Consider the following 18,896-nt stretch of genomic DNA (forward strand, 5'->3'; position numbering starts at 1 on the left):
GGTTGCGCAGCCGTGGCTCCGGAAGACTGTACGAGAATGTGTTTATCGCCCAGCGCTTTTCATCACTCCCCTATCGTTTCGTGGTGGCATCGCGCGATCGTGCGATGGTCAGCGCCGCGTTCACGAGCGCCAAATGACTCAATCCCTGCGGGAAGTTACCCAGGAAGGAGCCATCCGATGCATCGATCATTTCGCTGTACAGGCCGACGTCGTTGGACATGGAAACCAGCTCGTCCATAAAGTCCATCGCTTCGGCGTCGCGGCCGACGCAGGATAGGGCGGAGACACGCCAGAAGGCGCAGGCAACGAAGGTTGCTTCTTCTGCGTCGACACCGGTGTATCGATAGAGCAGTGGTCCGGCGCCGAGTTCGGCACCGAGCGCATCGATGGTGGATGACATGCGTTCTCCGCGATCGAAATCCATCTCCGCCGCCAGCAGTACGGACGCGTCCAGCCCTTCCGCACCTGGATATGCCATGTAGGACTGCCGCTCGTCCGACCAGCATTGCTCCTCGATGTACGCCCTGATTCGCTCTCGCTCGGCTCGCCACCTGTCGGGGATGCCGGGGATCTGGCCGTCCTCGGCGAGGTAGACAGCGCAGTCGAGTGCCTGCCAGCAACCGAGCTTCGAACTGGTGAAATGCTGCTCGTCTTCGAGTTCCCAGATTCCCGCATCTCGCTGCTGCCAGGAATCGCACGTCTGGTCCGCGATCGTCGCGAGGAGTCGACCAGTGGAAGCGTCGAGCACATTGCCCGCATCGACGTACAACCGAACGATCGAGAATAGATCTCCGAAGATGCTCAGCTGCAGTTGATCTGCAGCCCGATTGCCGTTCACGACGGGCCCGATGCCACGCCAACCCGGTACGTCGGGTTGTTCGGTCCCGCCGGGCAATTCACCTCCGAGCGTGTAAAAGACATTGACCAGAGGATCGTTGGCCCGGATGACTTTCAGTAGCCACGCAACGGCGGCGTGTACTTCTTCGCGCAGCCCGAACCGAATCAAAGCTCTGAGTGTGTATGCGGTGTCACGGACCCACGCGTAGCGGTAGTCCCAGTTCTTGCCTCCCGCAGGATTCTCCGGCAACGAGGTGGTCGCTGCGGCAGCAATGGCACCGGAGGGGCTGTGAAGCAACAACTTCAGCGCGAGTGCGCTCCGAGCCACGTGCGCCGCCCACGGGCCGTCGTACTGGAATTTGTCGGTCCACGCACGCCAGTTCGCGATGGTTCGGTCGACGCCTTCGTCGACCTCCCGGGGGTCCGGGATATTCAGTGGTTCGTTTTCGGTGCCGACCAGGCCCACGAGGTGCCTCGACCCTGCACACGTGGTGAACACGCCGTGAATGTTCTGCTCTTCTACGGTCACGTCGTCGGCCCCGAGGGTTCGCACGGCCAACGTCACGCCGTCGACGCGCAGAACGGTCCCATGGGAAGTGTCGTAGGCCCATGGGGATGCCTTGCCCAGCATCGTGCCCGGCGCAACCCGCCACTCCATCTCGACCACACCTTCGAGACCGTCTGTTCGACGGGCGAGTTCCAGCCACGGCAATCGACCCGCGACCCCGGTATTGAGGGAATCGGTGACTCGCACCGACCCGGTTGCGGTTCGGTAGGTGGAGGCCAAAACGTTGGTTCCTTCGACGAATTCGCGCTCGACCGTGAACGGTCCGGCCGGTGACAGTTCGAATCTTCCGCCGTGTTCGGCGTCGAGAAGTGCCGCAAACGTCGGCGGCGAGTCGAGATTGGGGATGGGCAGCCAGTCGATTCGGCCGTCCATTGCGATCATGGCTACCGTGCGCCCGTCGCCGATTGCGGCATAGTTCTCGATTGCGGTGTATCCGTGCTCACGACTCATGGTGCGGTCAGCCTTGCGATCGCACTCGACTCGAGCCGGCCGAGCAGGTCGGCGGGATCCTCGTACACCTCTTCCGCACCGGCAGAGCGTAGTTCGGCGTCGGGAACGCCGCCGCACCGAACACCGAGACAGACCACCCCCGCCTTGCGGGAGGCCTTCATGTCCCACACGCTGTCACCGACCATGACCGCGCTGCCCGCCGATACGTGGGCCCGTGCCAGTGCGACCTCCACGATCTCCGGGCTCGGCTTCGCCACCTCGGCGTCTTCGGCTGACGTCACGACCGCGACGATGTCCTCGACGTCGAGCAGGTCACGGAGCAGAGCAAGCTCGGATTCGGGTGCCGACGTCGCAAGCACGACGATCGATCCGCGCTCTTCGAGCCGTTTCAGCAGGTCCCTCGCACCTGGGAGAACCTGCAGGCGATGACTTGCTTGGCGGTAATACTCGCTGTGAAGGTTCTTCGCCTCACGTGCGATGTCGCTCTCAGCAGATCCGACCAGCGACTCCAGCAGCTTGCCACCGTCCATTCCGATGCAACGGTGGATGCGCCAGGCCGGCACGGTGGCACCTGCCTCGAAGAATGCCCTGGACCACGCATCGACATGGATGTAGTTCGAGTCGACGAGTGTGCCGTCGATGTCGAACAGCACCGCAGTTGAACCTTGGCCACTCGAGGGTTCGCTCATTCCACCCTCGTACCCGACGCGTACAGCCACGAAACAACAAAGAGGGCCCCTCGGCATGCGAGGGGCCCTCTTTCGTATCGTTGGGGCGATTAGCCGACCTGTGCCTGCCACATCCAGTGCAGTTGCTCGAGTCGTGCGGTGATCGCGATCAGCAGATCCTGGGTGACCGGGTCGGCCGCCTCGGTATCGGCGATGCGGCCGCGTAGGCGATCGATCACAGCGGCGAGGTTGTCCACCACTGCCGCGATGACCTGCTCGTCCTTGGTCCAGCCGTCACCGATTCCCTTGGTTCCCGCCGTCGCCGAAACCGTGGCGGAGCGGCCGTCCGGGCTGACCCCGATCGCGGTGGCGCGCTCGGCCGACGAATCGGTGAACTCGCGCGCTGCGGCTACGAGTTCGTCCAAAGCGAGGTGGACCGAACGGAAGTTCTTTCCGATGACATTCCAGTGCGCCTGCTTGGCGATCAAGGACAAGTCGATCAGGTCCACGACGGTGCCCTGCAGCGCGTCGCCTGCGATCTTCTGCTGTCCGGCGTCGAGTGAACTGGTGATGGGGTTGTTCATGATGTGCCTCCTTTGTGAGATTCGGCGGGAAAGATCGACCGGTGGGACGCTCGAACGTTCAGTCGGGTGACTAGACCTTTGCGGCCTCGTCGCCGGGAGCGGTCGGCGACTGGCTCGTCGTCGGCTCGGTGTCGGACTGACCTGCACGGACGCCTTCTTCGACCTTCTTGCCGAGTTCTGGGTCCACGTTCGACCAGTACTGGAAGACTCGAACCAGGACTTCCTCGGTCACGCCGTTGAGCGCATGCCCGACGATGTTTCCTACCAAGCGCTCCCGCGCCGCGTCGTCCATGACCTCGCGGTACAGCGTCCCTGGCTGAACGAAGTCACCGTCCTCGGGATGCTCGATGTATCCGGTGCGCACGAACCGTGGCTCGAAGTCCCAGGATCCGTCGTCGCCGTAGGTATTCGTGTCGGCCTTCGGTCCGCCGTACGAGTTCGGTGCGTACACAGGTGTGTCGGCGGAATTGAACGAGTACCGCATCGACCCGTCCTTGGAGTACGAATTGACCGGAACCTTCGGTGCATTGACGGGCAGCTGCGCGTAGTTGGCGCCGATCCGGTAGCGGTGTGCATCGGCGTAGGAGAAGACCCGGCCGAGCAGCATCTTGTCCGGGCTGAACCCGATGCCGGGAACGATGTTCGACGGCTCGAAGGAGCTCTGCTCGATCTGGGCATGGAAGTTCTCGGGGTTGCGATTGAGGGTCATTTTACCGACCTCGATCAGCGGGTAGTCCTTCTGCGACCAGGTCTTGGTGAGGTCGAACGGGTTGAACTTGTAGTCTTCTGCATCGTTGTACGGCATGATCTGCACCTTGAGCGTCCAGCTGGGGAAGTCGCCCTTCTTGATGGAGCCGAACAGGTCCTGACGGTGATGATCGGGCGAGGTCCCGGCAAGTTCGTCGGCCTTGGCCTGCGTCAAGAATTCGATGCCCTGGTCGGTCTTGAAGTGGAACTTCACCCAGTTGCGTTCACCGGCCTCGTTGATCAGCTGGTAGGTGTGTGAACCGAATCCGTCCATGTGGCGGAAGGACTTCGGGATGCCGCGGTCCCCCATGAGCCATGTAACCTGATGCGCGGTCTCGGGAGAGAGCGTCCAGAAGTCCCACTGCATATTGTTGTCGCGCAATCCGGAGTCCGGCATGCGCTTCTGGCTCCGAATGAAGTCCTGGAACTTCATCGGATCTCTCATGAAGAAGATTGGGGTGTTGTTGCCTACGAGGTCCCAGTTGCCTTCCTCGGTATAGAACTTGAGCGAGAATCCGCGCGGATCGCGCCAGGTGTCAGGGCTACCCTGCTCGCCCGCCACCGTGGAGAAGCGTGCCAACATTTCGGTCTTGGCACCGGGCTGGAGGACCTTGGCCTTCGTGAATTTGCTTATGTCACCGGTGATTTCGAGTTCACCGAACGCACCTGCGCCCTTGGCGTGCACGACACGCTCCGGGACACGTTCGCGGTTGAACTGCGCCATCTTCTCGATGAGGTAATGGTCATGTAGCAGGATCGGACCCTGCGTGCCTGCAGTGAGCGAATGCTCGTCGCTGGCTACCGGAATTCCAGCGTTACTGGTGGTCGGCTTAGTCATATGCGCAGCCTCCTAAGTTGATGGGTGGTCGCCTACCGAGGGGCTGACTCGGAAGGCTTGGTTCGACGCCGCCTGCGTTGGGATGGCGTTTCGAGCGGATGCAGCCGAAGGTTGCGTGTTCGAAACCACATGCGAATCGTGTGTCGATGCGCAGTCGGAGCAGAGCCCCCAGAACACGATTTCGGCTTCCTCGACGACGAATCCATGAGACTCCGACGGCTCGAGGCATGGCGGTCGACCGACGACGCAATCGACGTCGACCACTGTTGTGCACACGCGGCAGACCAGGTGATGGTGATTGTCACCGGTTCTGCTTTCGTACAGCGCAGACGAACCTGCGGGTTCGATCCGCCGGAGAAGTCCGGCACCGACGCAGGCACGAAGAACGTCGTACACCGCCTGCGTGGACACCGAGCCGATGCGGGATCGCACCACTGCTGCTACCTCATCTGCATCCGAATGCGGTTGGGCTGCAACCGCAGTCAGAACCGCCACTCGTGGCGCCGTGACTCGCAGACCCACCGAGCGCAATTGCGCGGTGGGTTCGAGAGTTGCGTCGTTCAGTGGCATGCATTCGAGTATGCCCCTTTTCTGGAATTAGTCAAGAAAAGGCAGGCTAACTAAACCTGAACACCGCTGAGCAGGGACGACGGCCCCGTCTCCATGCGGCCGGAGACGATCTGCAACCCAAAATGGGTGCCCGGGGCAATCCACTCGCCCAGAGTCGGACCCGACGCCGCGACCTGGACACGCGCCAGCCGAGCCTTACCCGTCAACCGTGCAGTCGCCAGAAGCGAACCCTCGTCCGAAGGCTGCGCGAACCCGAGCGCACCCTTGATGGGGAAGCTCGGACCGATACCTTTCGCCTGTGTGCTTACCGACCATCCGTCTCCCGACGCCCCTTCACCCGACACCGAGGCGCCGGCAAGTACGTCGCCGCCGAACTCTGCGAAAACTTTGGGTAGATGCCAATGGGTACGGCCACCGTGCACCGAAGTCTCGGAGTCGACGGCGATGAACGGAACCGACATTCGTGGCATCGGACCCATGCCACGGCCCGGGCGCCGCAACACCGGACTGGCGAGTACCTCGCGGTACGGTCCGACCGGTGAGTTCAGGTAGTCGATGACCATCACCACCGTGATCGGAATCGTCCGACTACGCAGTAGCGCACGCCCGGCGGGCCGAGCCCGGTGCCACCAGATGGTGGCTTTCACTTCGGCGGGCCACGGCGGCGGCGGACTTTCCGGCCACGCGGTTCTCGCCGATTGGGATTCGGTCACGCTCCACATGTCGTACCTCCGAGAGCGTCGACCGAAACGACGGTCAGCGGCAGTCGCAATGCGCCAGGAGCAGCAGCAGGCACTACCGGGCTTGTCGGCGACGTCGGGAGGACCTCGCGGTATCCGCTTCCCAGTTCTGGACGTCGGTCCGGTTCACCCTTGTTCGGCCACAACGCCATAGCTCGCTCGGCCTGGGCAGTAATGGTGAGCGATGGATTGACACCGAGGTTGGCGCTGACGGCCGACCCGTCCACCACATGGAGACCAACGTGTCCGTAGACACGGTGATAAGCGTCGACGACGCCCGTGTCGGCCGAGTCTCCGATAGCGCAACCGCCGAGAAAGTGGGCAGTCATCGGGATGTTGACGATCTCGGCCATCGACCCGCCCGGGTCGCCGCCGATCTTATCTGCAAGCAGCCTGATTGCCTCGTGCCCCTGCGGGATCCACTGCGGTGGCGGATCGCCGGCGCCGGGCCTGCTCGTGAGCCGTCTGCCGAAGAAACCCTTCGTCGATCCCAGCTCGAGCGAGTTGTCGTCGGTCTGCATCACCAGCGCAATCACCGTCCGCTCCGACCAATGGCGGACCGACAGGCTGCGGAACGCCGCTCCCGGATGGCGTAGCGCCACGCCGAGCGTCTTCAGAATTCGAGGCGTTCTACCTCCGCCGTCGCTCAGCACGGTCTGCAACAGCCCGATCGCGTTGCTGCCCTTGCCATATCGAACTGGCTCGATATGCGTGTGGTCATCGGGATGGAACGATGAGGTGATCGCGACGCCTTCGGTGTAGTCGACCTCGCGGCCACGTGCGGTCGCGGCAAGCACGGCCTCGGAATTGGTCCGCACCAGTGAGCCGATCCTGTTCGACAGATTCGGCAGTCCAGCAGTGTCCTTCATCGCCAACATCAGCTTTTGGGTTCCGTACGTACCGGCTGCGAAGACCACTTGGTCTGCCGTCAGCACGGTGACGGTTCGGCGAAGCTTGCCACCGGTCCTGCGTGTGGAAACCTCGTATCCGCCGCCTGGCGCGGGCCGAACAGCCGTCACGGTTGTCCGTGGAAGTACCTGTGCGCCAGCTTTTTCCGCCAGGTAAAGATAGTTCTTGACAAGAGTGTTCTTGGCCCCGACCCGGCATCCCGTCATGCACGATCCGCACTCGGTACACCCGGTGCGCGCTGGTCCGACTCCACCGAAGAACGGATCCGGTGACTCCTGCCCTGGCGTTCCGAAGAAGACGCCGACCGGCGTACTGGTGAAGGTGTCCCCGACTCCCATGTCCTCGGCGACTTCCTTCATGACCTTGTCCGAGGGCGTGATGGTCGGGTTCGTCTCCACGCCCAACATCCGTTTGGCCTGGTCGTAGTACGGCGCGAGCTCCCGATGCCAGTCGGTGATGTGCCCCCATTGCGGATCCTCGAAGAATCTGCGCGGAGGTTGGTACAGCGTGTTGGCATAGTTGAGCGAACCACCACCGACGCCCGCGCCTGCCATCACCAGAACATCGGGGAGAAGATGGATTCTTTGAACGCCATAGCATCCGATAGCGGGCGCCCACAGATACTTTCGGAGCCGCCAACTCGTCTTCGGTAATTCTTCGTCGGTGAAGCGCCGCCCGGATTCGAGAACTCCGACGCGGTATCCCTTCTCCACTGCGCGCAAGGCCGCCACGCTACCGCCGAACCCTGATCCGATGACGAGGACGTCGAAGTCGCTCATACCCGAACGCCTTTCCGCAATTTCGTACTCACATAGTCGGCAGTGTCGAAGGTGCGAGTCGAGTTTCGGAAGGTGAACGTGTATGTCGGCCACATGACCGGATTGCGGCCTTCCGCATCCAGATACCAACTCGAGCAGCCGCCCGAATTCCACACCGTTCCAGCCAACGAGTCGTGAATCCACGAATTATATTGCCGCTGAGCCGCTTCGGTAACCTCCACGCTGACGATCCCGCCCTCTCGCATCTGTTCGAGTGCGGAGGCGAGATAGTTCGCCTGCGACTCGAGCATGTACACGATCGAACTGTGGCCGAGGTTGGTGTTGGGACCGTACATGAGGAACAGGTTGGGGAACCCATGCACCGTGGTGCCGCGGAACGCATTGGGGCTGCCGTCCCAATGCTCGGCGAGGGTGCGCCCGTCGAGGCCGGTCAGCGCGTGCGATACCGGAGGCTCCGTCGGGGTGAATCCGGTGGCGAAGATGATCGTGTCTACCGGATACGAGTTGCCGGCGGCATCGATCACCGAATCTTCGGTGACCGAAGTAAGCGCGCTCGTGACGAGGTCGACATCGGGCCGATCGAGAGTGGGGAGCCAATCGTTGGACAGGAGCATTCTCTTGCAGCCGATCGTGAAGTCCGGAGTCAGCGCAGCTCGCGTTCGAGGATTCTTCACCTGCCTGCGTAGATGAGCCTTGGCTACCACCGACACCGCCGGTAGCACCCAAGGGTTGTGCGCCAGCGCGGTGACGTAGAGCTCGCGGTAGCTGTATATCGTTCCCCGTACTGCCTTTTGGACAGCCGGAAACTTCCGATACAGCGTGCGTTCGACTCTACTGAGCGTGCGGTCCAGCCTGGGAATCACCCAGGCGGGCGTTCGTTGAAAGACCGTCAGCCGTTCGGCGCGGTCGACGATCTCGGGAACGAACTGGACAGCGGATGCACCGGTGCCGATGACCGCTATGCGGCGACCGGTCAGGTCCTGTTCGTGATCCCACGTCGCCGAGTGGAATACCGTGCCGGTGAATTTCTCCAGTCCGGCTACATCAGGCAACTTCGGGGTCGACAGTGCACCGGTGGCGGCGACGAGGACGTCGGCGTGCACGATGCCTTTGCTCGTCTCGACGATCCAGAGGTTCTGCGCCGCATCCCATCTCGCCGCATCGAGCGAGCAGTCGGTGATGATTCGGCTGCCCAGACCCGACTTGTCGACGACCCCGCGCAGGTAGCGGTAGATCTCCGGTTGACGCGCGAACGTGTGCGACCACTCGGGGCTCGGCGCGAAGGAGAAGGAGTACAGCGAGGTCGGGACGTCGCATGCGCATCCGGGATACGTATTGTCACGCCACGTTCCGCCGACGTCGTGCGCTCGTTCGATGACTAGAACATCGGCGTCGGGGTCGTCCTGCAGGATGCGGGAGACCGCGGCAATGCCGGCAAAACCAGCTCCCACGACAAGTACGTGTACCGATTTCGGCAACGTAGATTTTTCAGGGAGAGTGGATTCCTCGGCAAGGATTGATTGGGTACTTGTCATGACTGGATCACCTTTGCCTCCCATACCGGGAGAAGTCGGGCCCGCAGTTGGGCGTCGGCGTCGGGAGTGCGGAATATCGAGGACACCGCCAGGCCGCGAGCGAGCTCTACGCTCAGCTCGATGGATTCGGGCGACATCGTCTTGCCCATGATTTCGGCGGCACCGCCGGCAATGGCGTCGGCGACCTTGCGTTCCAGCGGGACCATGGCCTCGTGCAATATCGGGTCGGTTCGCGCGGCCACCCATAGTTCGAGGGCGGCGTAGAACAGCGGTCCGGAGAACGCTTCGCTGAGGAGTTCGACGCCCCGGGCGCCCTCGGTGTTCGCCTCGAGAATTTCGGCCAGCCGCTTGTCCACCAGATGTTCGACGGCGGCAGTGACAAGCGATTCTTTGGTCGGGAAGTGGTGCAGCTGCGCTCCGCGGGACACGCCGGCACGACGGGCGATCTCTTGTGTGCTGGTCCTCGCGAAACCCTTCTCGACCAGGCAGTCGATTGCCGCGTCGAGCAGTTTCGTCTGCGTTCCGGCAGTGCGTTGTGCCTGCGTGCGCCGCTCTGACGGCTGAGTGCTCTGGGTCACATGGGTGACTGTAGCTGCAAATCAACAAACAGTCCAGACTGATTGTAAGTTAACCCAGGTCGAGAGGGGATCTAGGCGCGGAGTCGGTAACGCAGCATCATCTCGTGATCCTCGTGATCGAGCATGTGACAGTGCCACATGTAACCCTGCAGCTCGGTAGAACCACCCTGTCCACCAGCCTCGTGAGCACCGTGGCCGCCATCGTGCATAGGCGCAGGACCGGCAAACGTTGCATCAGGATCGAATCCGAGCTCGTCGGCGGTGGGGAATCGCACGAGAATTCGGGTGACGGTCCCCGGATACGTGTTGACGGTGTCCTTCGCGCCCGACTCCCATACAGCCGGCGGAGAGAGCGGTCCGGTCACATATCGCTCGACGTCGGGAGCCCACTTGAGGCCGATATCGGGGCGCGGACTGTCGCGCATGTATGCCGTCAGATCCACGGGCGCTCGACCGAGCGTGCGAAAGTGCACCAGATGCAAGTGAATCGGATGCGGCTCGAGGGTGGTGTTGACGATGTTCCACTGTTCGACGACGCCCTGCGTCGGCATCTCGATATCCGGGTCGCTGTATCGAAGGTTGTTGAGCGTCATCATCGGCGGCGCCAACGACAACCCTGCCGAAGGCTGATTGACGGTCACCGTCCGCTGAACCTGAGCAGCAGGAACCGTCGGGAGCAGTGGTGGCTGACCCTTGCCTCCGCGATACATCGTCATGACGTCACCGACATATCCTCGGCCTGACGCCACCCTGAACTGACAGAACAATGGCATCGGCACCGCTCCCAACGATGCAGCCTGGGCGGGTGGCGGCTCGTCGTTGCGGAGCTCGACCAGTTCGCCGGGTGCCAGCGAGCCGAAATCGACCAGCACATCTGCCCGTTCGGCCGGCGCCAGTCGAATACTGTCGGTCTGCACCGGAGCATCGAGAAGCCCGCCGTCGTTCCCGATCACCCAGAACCGCATTCTGTTGCCGAAGAACAGATTCCACACACTGTAGGAGCCGGCATTGACGATGCGGAAACGGTACAGCCCCCGTGCCACTTCCATCGTCGGCCAGATCTTCCCGTTGACGACGCCGACGTCTCCGGTTGCGCCACCTTCCCATTTTCCCTGGGGGACAGTGATATTGGACCTGATGCTCATGCTGCCGTCAGGGTTCATGATCTTTTCCTGCAGCACCAACGGTACTTCGAACTCACCGGACGGTAACCCCAGAGAATTGTCGGCGAGGCCCGAATCGAATTGATCCCGAACCAAATTCATTCCGACCAAACCCGCATAGACGTTGATGCGCGTCATCGACATCGCATGATCGTGATACCACAACCCGGCAGCTTCGTTGAGCCCCGGAAACCTATGGGTGAGAGACTCACCCGGGCGGACGAGCATCTCGGAGTTACCGTCACTGTCCGGCGGAGTGATACTCCCATGCAGATGCAACGACGTCGGAGTCATCTGCCGGTCCTGCTCGCTCATCCCGTGCAGCGAAGTATCCACATCGGCTGCAAGCGGATTGCCTTCGGTGCGATTGGTGTAATTCAACGTCCACGGCTGACCCTGCACGGACTCGATGGTCGGGCCCAGATAATCGAGCTCGCCATATCCGAACGTCGGACCGGCCGGGAGATCGGCGTGGAAAGAATGCATCGCACTGCGCGCATCGAGCGACACCTGCGAACCCCCGACAACCGGCAGCCTCGGCAACTCGTCACGAAACGGAGCAAGCGTGGGCGAATGGAACAGCAAAGGGCTACGGCCGCCGAAAATATCGTCGGCAAAAGCCCGCCGAGCTACCGAACTCGACGGCAACGCAGCACCCCCGGCAACAGCGGCAACCAAAGCGAGACTCCGAAAGACCGACCTGCGCGAAATACCGTCCACATCCACACCCTTCGTGTCGCTCCGCGGGCTACCCTCCCGCCCACCTGGGTCGTTCCGCGGGCTACCCTCCCGCCCACCTGGGTCGTTCCGCGGGCTACCCTCCCGCCCACCTGGGTCGTTCCGCGGGCTACCCTCCCGCCCACCAGTGTGACCGCGCCCATACTATGTTCCTTCGTCGGCACCCGTCGATACCCCACACTCGGATCGTCCGGCACGTTCCTGCCGGTGGAGGGATTTCACAGAACATGGCATCGATTACGTTCGATCGCGCGAGCAGGCTTTTCCCGGGCTCGGATGCGCCTGCGGTGGACGCACTGGACCTGGAGATAGAGGACGGCGAGTTCCTCGTCCTCGTCGGCCCATCCGGTTGCGGCAAGTCCACCTCGCTCCGCATGCTTGCCGGTCTCGAAGAAGTCAACAGCGGACGGATCCTCATCGGGGGCAAGGACGTCACCAACGCCGAGCCCAAAGATCGCGACATCGCGATGGTGTTCCAGAACTACGCGCTCTATCCGCACATGAGCGTCGCCGAGAACATGGGCTTCGCGCTCAAGCTTGCGAAGGCAAGCAAGGAAGAGATCAACACGCGAGTCCTCGAGGCCGCGAAGCTGCTCGACTTGGAGGACTACCTCGACCGGAAGCCGAAGGCACTCTCCGGTGGTCAACGGCAGCGAGTCGCCATGGGGCGCGCCATCGTGCGTCAGCCGCAGGTATTTCTCATGGACGAACCACTGTCCAACCTCGACGCCAAGTTGCGGGTGCAGACGCGTACCCAGATCGCCCAACTGCAACGGCGGTTGGCCACCACCACGGTCTACGTGACGCACGATCAGGTCGAAGCAATGACGATGGGAGACCGCGTCGCAGTCTTGAAGGGTGGAGTGCTGCAGCAGTGCGCTTCACCGCGCGAGCTGTACCGGACCCCGGTCAACGTGTTCGTCGCGGGTTTCATGGGTTCGCCGTCGATGAATCTGTTCACGCTGCCGATTACCTACGGCGGGGTGCAGATCGGTGATCAAGTCATTCCGGTTCAGCGCGAGGCCCTTGCGGCGTCATCCGGGGCGCAGGTCGTGTTCGGGATCAGGCCTGAACACGTGCAGATCGCAGACTCGGGAGTGAAACTCGAGATCGACATCGTCGAGGAACTCGGCTCGGAAGCTTTCGTGTTCGGTCGCGCTGATATCAACGGCCGGACGCAGACGATCGTCGCGCGCGCCGACTGGCGTGATCCACCACAGAAGGGCCAGGTCGTGCACGTACGGTTCGACGAGGCCCATGCGCATCTGTTCGACGGATCGGGCGACGGGCACCGGCTGAGCTGAGCCCACCGCGATCTGCTCTCCGGTTATGCTCGAGCGCACAACCGGAGAGCAGATCGGGTAGATCTAGACCAGCAGTTCGGCAATCTGAATGGTGTTGAGCGCAGCACCCTTACGAAGATTGTCACTCGATACGAACAGTGCGAGTCCGCGGCCTTCGGGAGCGCCCGGGTCCTGACGGATACGCCCGACGAGGGAATCGTCCTTGCCTGCAGCCTGCAACGGTGTCGGCACATCCACCAACGTCACGCCCGGTGCCGCTGCGAGAAGCTCACGAGCACGTTCCACCGAGAGCGGGTTCGCGAACTCTGCGTTGATCGACAGCGAGTGCCCGGTGAACACCGGGACGCGCACGCAGGTGCCACTGACCAGTAGGTCCGGGAGTCCAAGGATCTTCCGCGATTCGTTACGCAGCTTTTGATCCTCGTCGGTCTCGCCTGATCCATCGTCCACCAGCGCCCCGGCCAGCGGAAGAACGTTGAACGCGATCGGCGCTACGTAATTGTTCGGAGCCGGAAAATCCACCGAAGATCCGTCGTGCACCAGCTTCTCGACGTCACCGATGACGGCGCGTGCCTGCGTCGCGAGTTCCTCGACGCCCGCAAGCCCACTGCCCGACACTGCCTGGTAACTGCTGACGATGAGGCGCCGAAGGCCTGCTTCGTCGTGCAGCACCTTCAGGACCGGCATCGCGGCCATGGTGGTGCAGTTCGGATTGGCGATGATGCCCTTCGGAGGGTTCTTCGCCTCCTCCGGATTGACTTCGCTGACGACGAGCGGCACCTCGGGGTCCTTACGGAATGCCGAAGAGTTGTCGATGACGACTGCGCCTGCTGCGGCGAACCGTGGTGCCTGCGCACGTGAGAGCGTGGCGCCTGCGGAGAACAGTGCAATGTCGATGCCTGCAAGATCGGCCGTCGACGCGTCCTCTACGACGATCTCTTCCCCGCGAAACGGAAGTTTTTTGCCTGCGGATCTCGCCGAGGCGAAGAACCGCACCGTGTCGGCGGGAAAGTTGCGTTCCTCCAGCAAGGTTCGAATGACAGCACCGACCTGACCGGTGGCGCCTACTACTGCGACTGTTGTCATCTCCCCTACCGTCCTGTTCCGCCGTGCACGACAGCTTCTTCGTCGCCGCCGAGATCGAAGGCGGCGTGCAGTACGCGCACTGCCTCGTCGAGTTGGGTGTCACTGACCAATACCGAGATGCGGATCTCCGAGGTGCTGATCAAGTCGATGTTGATACCGGCGTCGGCGAGTGCTTCACAGAACGTGGCTGTAACGCCGGGGTGGGTCTTCATGCCTGCACCGACGAGCGAGACCTTGCCGATGAGATCGTCGTAGAGCACCTGGGCGAAGCCGATCTCACCTTGCAGCTTGGTCAACATCTCCACTGCTCTGGGACCGTCGGACTTCGGGCAGGTGAAGGTGATGTCGGTCTTGCCGGTGTCGATCTTGGATACGTTCTGCAACACCATGTCGATATTGATCTCGGCATCGGCGACGGCGCGAAAGACCTTGGCTGCGTAGCCAGGGGCATCGGACAGGCCGACGACGGTGACCTTCGCTTCACTGCGATCGTGTGCGACGCCGGTGAGAATGGCTTCTTCCACTGGAATGTCCTCCATAGATCCGGAGACGATTGTTCCGGGTTTCGTGGTGTACGACGACCGAACATGTACGGGAACGTTGTATCGACGGGCATATTCGACGCATCGCAGCATGAGCACCTTGGCGCCGCATGCCGCCATTTCGAGCATCTCTTCGAAAGAGACTGCGCTCAGGTGGCGGGCGTTGGGAACGATGCGCGGATCGGCGGTGAAGATGCCGTCGACGTCGGTGTAGATCTCGCAGACGTCGGCATTCAGCGCAGCGGCGAGTGCGACGGCCGTGGTGTCGGAACCACCGCGGCCGAGTGTCGTGACGTCCTTGCTGTCCTGGCTGACGCCTTGGAATCCGGCGACGAGCACGATCGCACCTTCGTCGAGTGCGTCGCGGACACGACCTGGTGTCACGTCGATGATCTTGGCGTTGCCGTGCACGCTGGTAGTCACGACGCCCGCCTGTGATCCGGTGAAGGAACGAGCCTCGGCGCCGAGGGAGTGGATAGCCATCGCGACCAGTGCGTTGGAAATGCGCTCACCCGAGGTGAGCAGCATGTCCATTTCACGGGCGGGTGGGGCTGGGCACACCTGCTTGGCAAGGTCGAGCAGTTCGTCGGTGGTATCGCCCATGGCGGAGACCACGACGACGACGTCGTTGCCGGCCTTCTTGGTCTCGACGATTCGTTCAGCGACGCGTCGGATACGTTCGGCGGATCCCACCGACGATCCACCGTACTTCTGGACGATGAGAGCCACGCGTGTGTACCTCCGGTGCATTTTCGTGTGTGTTTGTGGTGCATCTGGCCCCGCCACCTTACCGAGGTATACCTTCGCCAGCAGCCTTGGGTGTTCCGGGGAGGGCCCGTCGGAGCCCTCCACCTGCGGCAACAGGGTGTGGGTGGGCTGGTCACCGGACAAGTCGTGACATTCGCGACAAATGGGGCGCACACATGTTTCGACCAAGGAGACCGCACGGCGGCATATTCCGCATTGGTCATTCGACGTATCCGGTATCAATCCCTATAAAAGGCAGGAGGTATGCATTGAGGAGTAAGAGCGTAACGATCAGTATCGAATGCCGCTTTAATCACCCAAGATCACCTCGAGTGCAATATTCTCGACGCGTCCAGCAAACCTCCGTGTGGCCTTTTCGTCGGGAGACGGTCGTATATGAATACGCTGCATTACGCCGCACCGAGAGTGCGAAGCCGAAAGCCACAGAGATCCGGCGCCACGATTCGGAGACGGCGCCTGCTGACCCTGCTCGAACCGACGGGTGACCGCAGCCCCATCACCGTGATCGCGGCCCCCGCAGGCTCGGGCAAAACAACTTTGCTCGTCGATTGGGTCCATACGATCGACCCCGAATACGACACCCTTCTCGCCTGGATCACCATCGACGAATCCGACAACGACGTGGCCGTGCTCAGAGCGTGCGTGGTCTCGGCGCTCGCCCAGTGCGGATCGCCCCACCTCACTTCTGCTGTCGGATCCCTTCCATCCGTGGGCGATCCGTCCTACTCGGAGTTCAGTGCACTGTTGGTCGAGGCCATCGAAAGCGTCGACGCACAGATCTGCCTGATATTCGACGACGCCCATCTCTTGCACAACCGTGAAGTACTGGCCCTTCTGGGTACGTTTCTACATTGGCCCCCATGTAATCTTCGGATAATCATCGCTGGACGATTCGAACCTCCACTCGCACTGCAGAAACCGCGGCTCGACGGACTCGTCCGTGACATCTCCGCAGCCGACTTGGCATTCACCACCGATGAGGCGTCGGATATGTTCCAGCGATCCGGAATCGCCCTTGCCCGAAGCGATCTGGTGAAGGTCATGAACCGAACCGAGGGCTGGGCAGCGGGTCTGAGGCTGGCTGCGATGACGCTGAGCGGTGGCACGAATTCTCCCGAACTCATCGACGGTTTCACCGGAACACAGCACACGGTCGCCGACTATCTCGTGAACGAGATCTTGGCCGGACTCCCCGACGATGCTCGTACGTTCCTGATCGAGACCTCCGTACCCGAATGGTTCACAACCGATCTCGCCGAGAAGTTGACCGGCGTCGGGGGTGCGCAGGCCACCATCGATCACCTGCTGGCGCAGAACTTTCTCATCGATCAGATCCCCGGATCGGAACCCACCTATCGATATCACCCGCTGATGCGTGGCTATCTTCGTGCCGAAATCTGTCGCCTTGGCGCCGGGCAGATCAGAAGCCTCGAGCGCGTCGCATCCTCCTGGTTCAGCGACTACCGGCAGCCCCTGCAGGCTCTGCAGCACAGCGTGCACGCTGGTGATTCGAAATCGATTCTCGACATCGTCGGCGAGTCCGGTCTCGGACTCGTACTGCGCGGCAACGCTTCGGAGGTTCTGACCGCTATCGACGACAGTCCTGCTTCGGTACGTCGACACGATATTGTTCAGTTGATCAGCGCCGCAGCACTATTGGCCATCGGAAGTGTTGCACCGGCGACCTCGACGCTGACGGCGCTCCGGCGCAGGCCACTCGACGAGCTTGCGAGTTTCGATTTCGAGATTCTGCGTCGAACTCTCGAGGTTCATGCGAGGGTGCACGTCGGCAACGACATCGAGGACGCTTTATGTCGCTTACGCGAGCTGGAGATCGGCGAATCCGGTTCGCCCGAACTCGATTCGTACGCGCTGCTGATCGCCGGACTCGCCGAGTTGCATCTCGGTCGAACCACCGAGGCGCAGCGCTACCTCGAGGACGCGGTAGCGAACGGTCGGGCTGGAAATCTTCCGGCGGTTGTCACGACCTGCCTGGTGACCTCTGCCGGGATCTGCTTTCTCACCGGCAGATTGACCGAGGCCCTTGCTCGTGGCCAGCGCGCCGTCACCTACGCACGCCTACACTCACTGACCGATACTCCGCTCTTCTCGGTCGCCGAATCGCTCGAACTTCTCGTTGCCCATATCCGTATGACGCCTACGTTCGTGGCACCGGAGGATGTGTGGTCGAGCATCGGTCGATCCGCTGATTCCGCCGTCGCGCAGTACGGAAAGCGCGCGGCTCTCGTACTCAACGGGACGATCGAGGAGGTGAGCGCCGCAGGCCGTGAGTGGATCGAATCGGTTCATCCGGTGGTCCCCGCCTACGAGGCACTGCTGGCGCCGATGGTTCAGCGTCGATATCTGACGGCGGGTGAAACCCTCTGGGCAACCGAGCTGATAGCTGTCACGAGGCGACGGCTCGGCAAGGTCGGCGAGGTTGCCCTGTTGTCCGCCGAGATCCACCGCGTGCACGGGCGCTTCGACGTCGCAGACTCCGAACTTGCGGCGATCCTGGGCGGTCAGCTCCCATGCGCCGGCTTCACAACTCCCATCCGCGCTGCAATCACTGCTGCCAAGGTCGCGCTGGCACGACGCAATCCGGCACGCGCGTTCGAGCTCGTGTGCCGCGCTCTTGCCGAGGCCGAACCCGAGGCGATACTGCTGCCGTTCGCCGAGGGCGGCGCCGCTTTGCGGGACATTCTCACGCACAATCGCGGGCGGTTCGGTCTGCTCGAACCATTCGCAGATCGCGCCCGCGAAGTAGTACCGAGGCATCCGGCTGCGGCCGAGTCGAGGATGTCGGGCGCACTGACACCCCGCGAACTGGAATTGCTCCGCGAACTGCCGTCCTGGCGTACTGCCGAGCAAATCGCGTCCGATCACTTCGTGTCCGTCAACACCGTCAAGACGCATTTGCGTGGCATCTACCGCAAGCTCGAGGTCAGATCGCGCCGCGACGCGATTGCCGCCGCGCACGAGCACGGCCTGCTGTGATGCGCAGCTCGAAGAAGTGGCGCAGGTTCACCATCTGCGGGTGATGCCGCGGCGGCAGGGTGCGCGGACCCTGGTGGTAACGCCAGCAGCGGACCGCGAAGGAGCAGCACAATGGCTCAGCCCGCCGATATCAACACCCACAGAGTTCGGTACGAATTCCTCGTCGAGGGTGAGCTGTCCGAACGTGCGCAGGCTGCCTTCCCCGATCTCGCCACCACCGAAGTCCCGATGCCGTTCACCCGGTTGTTCGGTCCGGTGGACGACGAGACTGCCTTGCGCGGGATGCTTGCGCGTTTCGACGCGTTGGGACTGACCGTCGTGGAGTTGCGAAGACTTCCCGATTGAACTTTGCTTACCGACCCCGGCACGAGGTTTGCGCTCGCGGTAGTACACTTCTATTCATGCAGCGTGCGCTCCTCCTCGATCGCCGCGACGGGGTCTGAATCAGACTGGCTTCCCGTCGCGGGGTTTTTCGCGCCGGTCGATAACCATTTC

General features: G+C 62.2%; 15 protein-coding genes. 3 read left to right on the forward strand and 12 right to left on the reverse strand.

Annotated elements, in window-relative coordinates; genetic code table 11:
• Positions 1–70: 70 nt before the first annotated feature.
• The 10 genes from H2510_RS04675 to H2510_RS04720 all read right to left on the reverse strand — a co-directional run bounded on the left by H2510_RS04675 (position 71) and on the right by H2510_RS04720 (position 11,686).
• Positions 71–1,855: a glycoside hydrolase family 15 protein gene (locus tag H2510_RS04675; RefSeq protein ID WP_186627216.1), complete on the reverse strand. Its 1,785-nt coding sequence runs from the start codon at positions 1,853–1,855 to the stop codon at positions 71–73.
• Positions 1,852–2,544, reverse strand: a complete 693-nt coding sequence (locus H2510_RS04680) for an HAD family hydrolase (protein ID WP_186627217.1) — start codon at positions 2,542–2,544, stop codon at positions 1,852–1,854. Before H2510_RS04680 ends, H2510_RS04675 begins: the two co-directional genes overlap by 4 nt.
• A gap of 89 nt (positions 2,545–2,633) precedes the next feature.
• The gene (locus tag H2510_RS04685) at positions 2,634–3,107 is read right to left on the reverse strand and encodes a Dps family protein (RefSeq protein WP_186627218.1); all 474 of its coding nucleotides are present in this window, start codon (positions 3,105–3,107) and stop codon (positions 2,634–2,636) included.
• A 70-nt stretch (positions 3,108–3,177) separates the two neighbouring features.
• A complete protein-coding gene (locus H2510_RS04690) occupies positions 3,178–4,692 on the reverse strand; it encodes a catalase (RefSeq protein ID WP_186627219.1) in 1,515 nt (504 codons plus the stop codon).
• A gap of 12 nt (positions 4,693–4,704) precedes the next feature.
• On the reverse strand, positions 4,705–5,262 hold the full coding sequence (locus H2510_RS04695) for a Fur family transcriptional regulator (RefSeq protein ID WP_186627220.1): 558 nt from the start codon (positions 5,260–5,262) through the stop codon (positions 4,705–4,707).
• A gap of 50 nt (positions 5,263–5,312) precedes the next feature.
• Positions 5,313–5,984, reverse strand: a complete 672-nt coding sequence (locus tag H2510_RS04700; RefSeq protein WP_186627221.1) for a hypothetical protein — start codon at positions 5,982–5,984, stop codon at positions 5,313–5,315.
• A complete protein-coding gene (locus H2510_RS04705) occupies positions 5,972–7,690 on the reverse strand; it encodes a GMC oxidoreductase (RefSeq protein ID WP_186627222.1) in 1,719 nt (572 codons plus the stop codon). Before H2510_RS04705 ends, H2510_RS04700 begins: the two co-directional genes overlap by 13 nt.
• Complete coding sequence (locus H2510_RS04710) at positions 7,687–9,225, reverse strand: NAD(P)/FAD-dependent oxidoreductase (protein WP_186627223.1); 1,539 nt, start codon at positions 9,223–9,225, stop codon at positions 7,687–7,689. The genes H2510_RS04705 and H2510_RS04710 overlap by 4 nt, the downstream gene beginning before the upstream one ends.
• Complete coding sequence (locus H2510_RS04715) at positions 9,222–9,803, reverse strand: TetR/AcrR family transcriptional regulator (protein ID WP_186627224.1); 582 nt, start codon at positions 9,801–9,803, stop codon at positions 9,222–9,224. The genes H2510_RS04710 and H2510_RS04715 overlap by 4 nt, the downstream gene beginning before the upstream one ends.
• A 71-nt stretch (positions 9,804–9,874) precedes the next feature.
• Positions 9,875–11,686: a multicopper oxidase family protein gene (locus H2510_RS04720; RefSeq protein ID WP_186627225.1), complete on the reverse strand. Its 1,812-nt coding sequence runs from the start codon at positions 11,684–11,686 to the stop codon at positions 9,875–9,877.
• A 245-nt stretch (positions 11,687–11,931) separates the two neighbouring features.
• Here H2510_RS04720 and H2510_RS04725 point away from each other — a divergent pair, with 245 nt between their 5' ends.
• Positions 11,932–13,008, forward strand: a complete 1,077-nt coding sequence (locus H2510_RS04725; RefSeq protein ID WP_186627226.1) for an ABC transporter ATP-binding protein — start codon at positions 11,932–11,934, stop codon at positions 13,006–13,008.
• A gap of 63 nt (positions 13,009–13,071) precedes the next feature.
• Here H2510_RS04725 and H2510_RS04730 read toward each other — a convergent pair whose 3' ends face one another.
• Positions 13,072–14,094: an aspartate-semialdehyde dehydrogenase gene (locus tag H2510_RS04730; protein WP_084345662.1), complete on the reverse strand. Its 1,023-nt coding sequence runs from the start codon at positions 14,092–14,094 to the stop codon at positions 13,072–13,074.
• Positions 14,095–14,099: 5 nt separating this feature from the next.
• A complete protein-coding gene (locus H2510_RS04735; protein WP_084345663.1) occupies positions 14,100–15,365 on the reverse strand; it encodes an aspartate kinase in 1,266 nt (421 codons plus the stop codon).
• Positions 15,366–15,779: 414 nt separating this feature from the next.
• Here H2510_RS04735 and H2510_RS04740 point away from each other — a divergent pair, with 414 nt between their 5' ends.
• Together H2510_RS04740 and H2510_RS04745 are read left to right on the forward strand one after the other, a co-directional pair.
• A complete protein-coding gene (locus H2510_RS04740; RefSeq protein ID WP_186627227.1) occupies positions 15,780–18,401 on the forward strand; it encodes a LuxR C-terminal-related transcriptional regulator in 2,622 nt (873 codons plus the stop codon).
• Positions 18,402–18,512: 111 nt separating this feature from the next.
• Positions 18,513–18,746 carry a hypothetical protein gene (locus H2510_RS04745; protein ID WP_186627228.1) on the forward strand — a complete coding sequence of 78 codons (234 nt, stop codon included), beginning with the start codon at positions 18,513–18,515 and terminating at the stop codon, positions 18,744–18,746.
• Positions 18,747–18,896: the final 150 nt, after the last annotated feature.

Source organism: Rhodococcus sp. BP22, assembly GCF_014281965.1.
GTDB lineage: Bacteria > Actinomycetota > Actinomycetes > Mycobacteriales > Mycobacteriaceae > Rhodococcoides.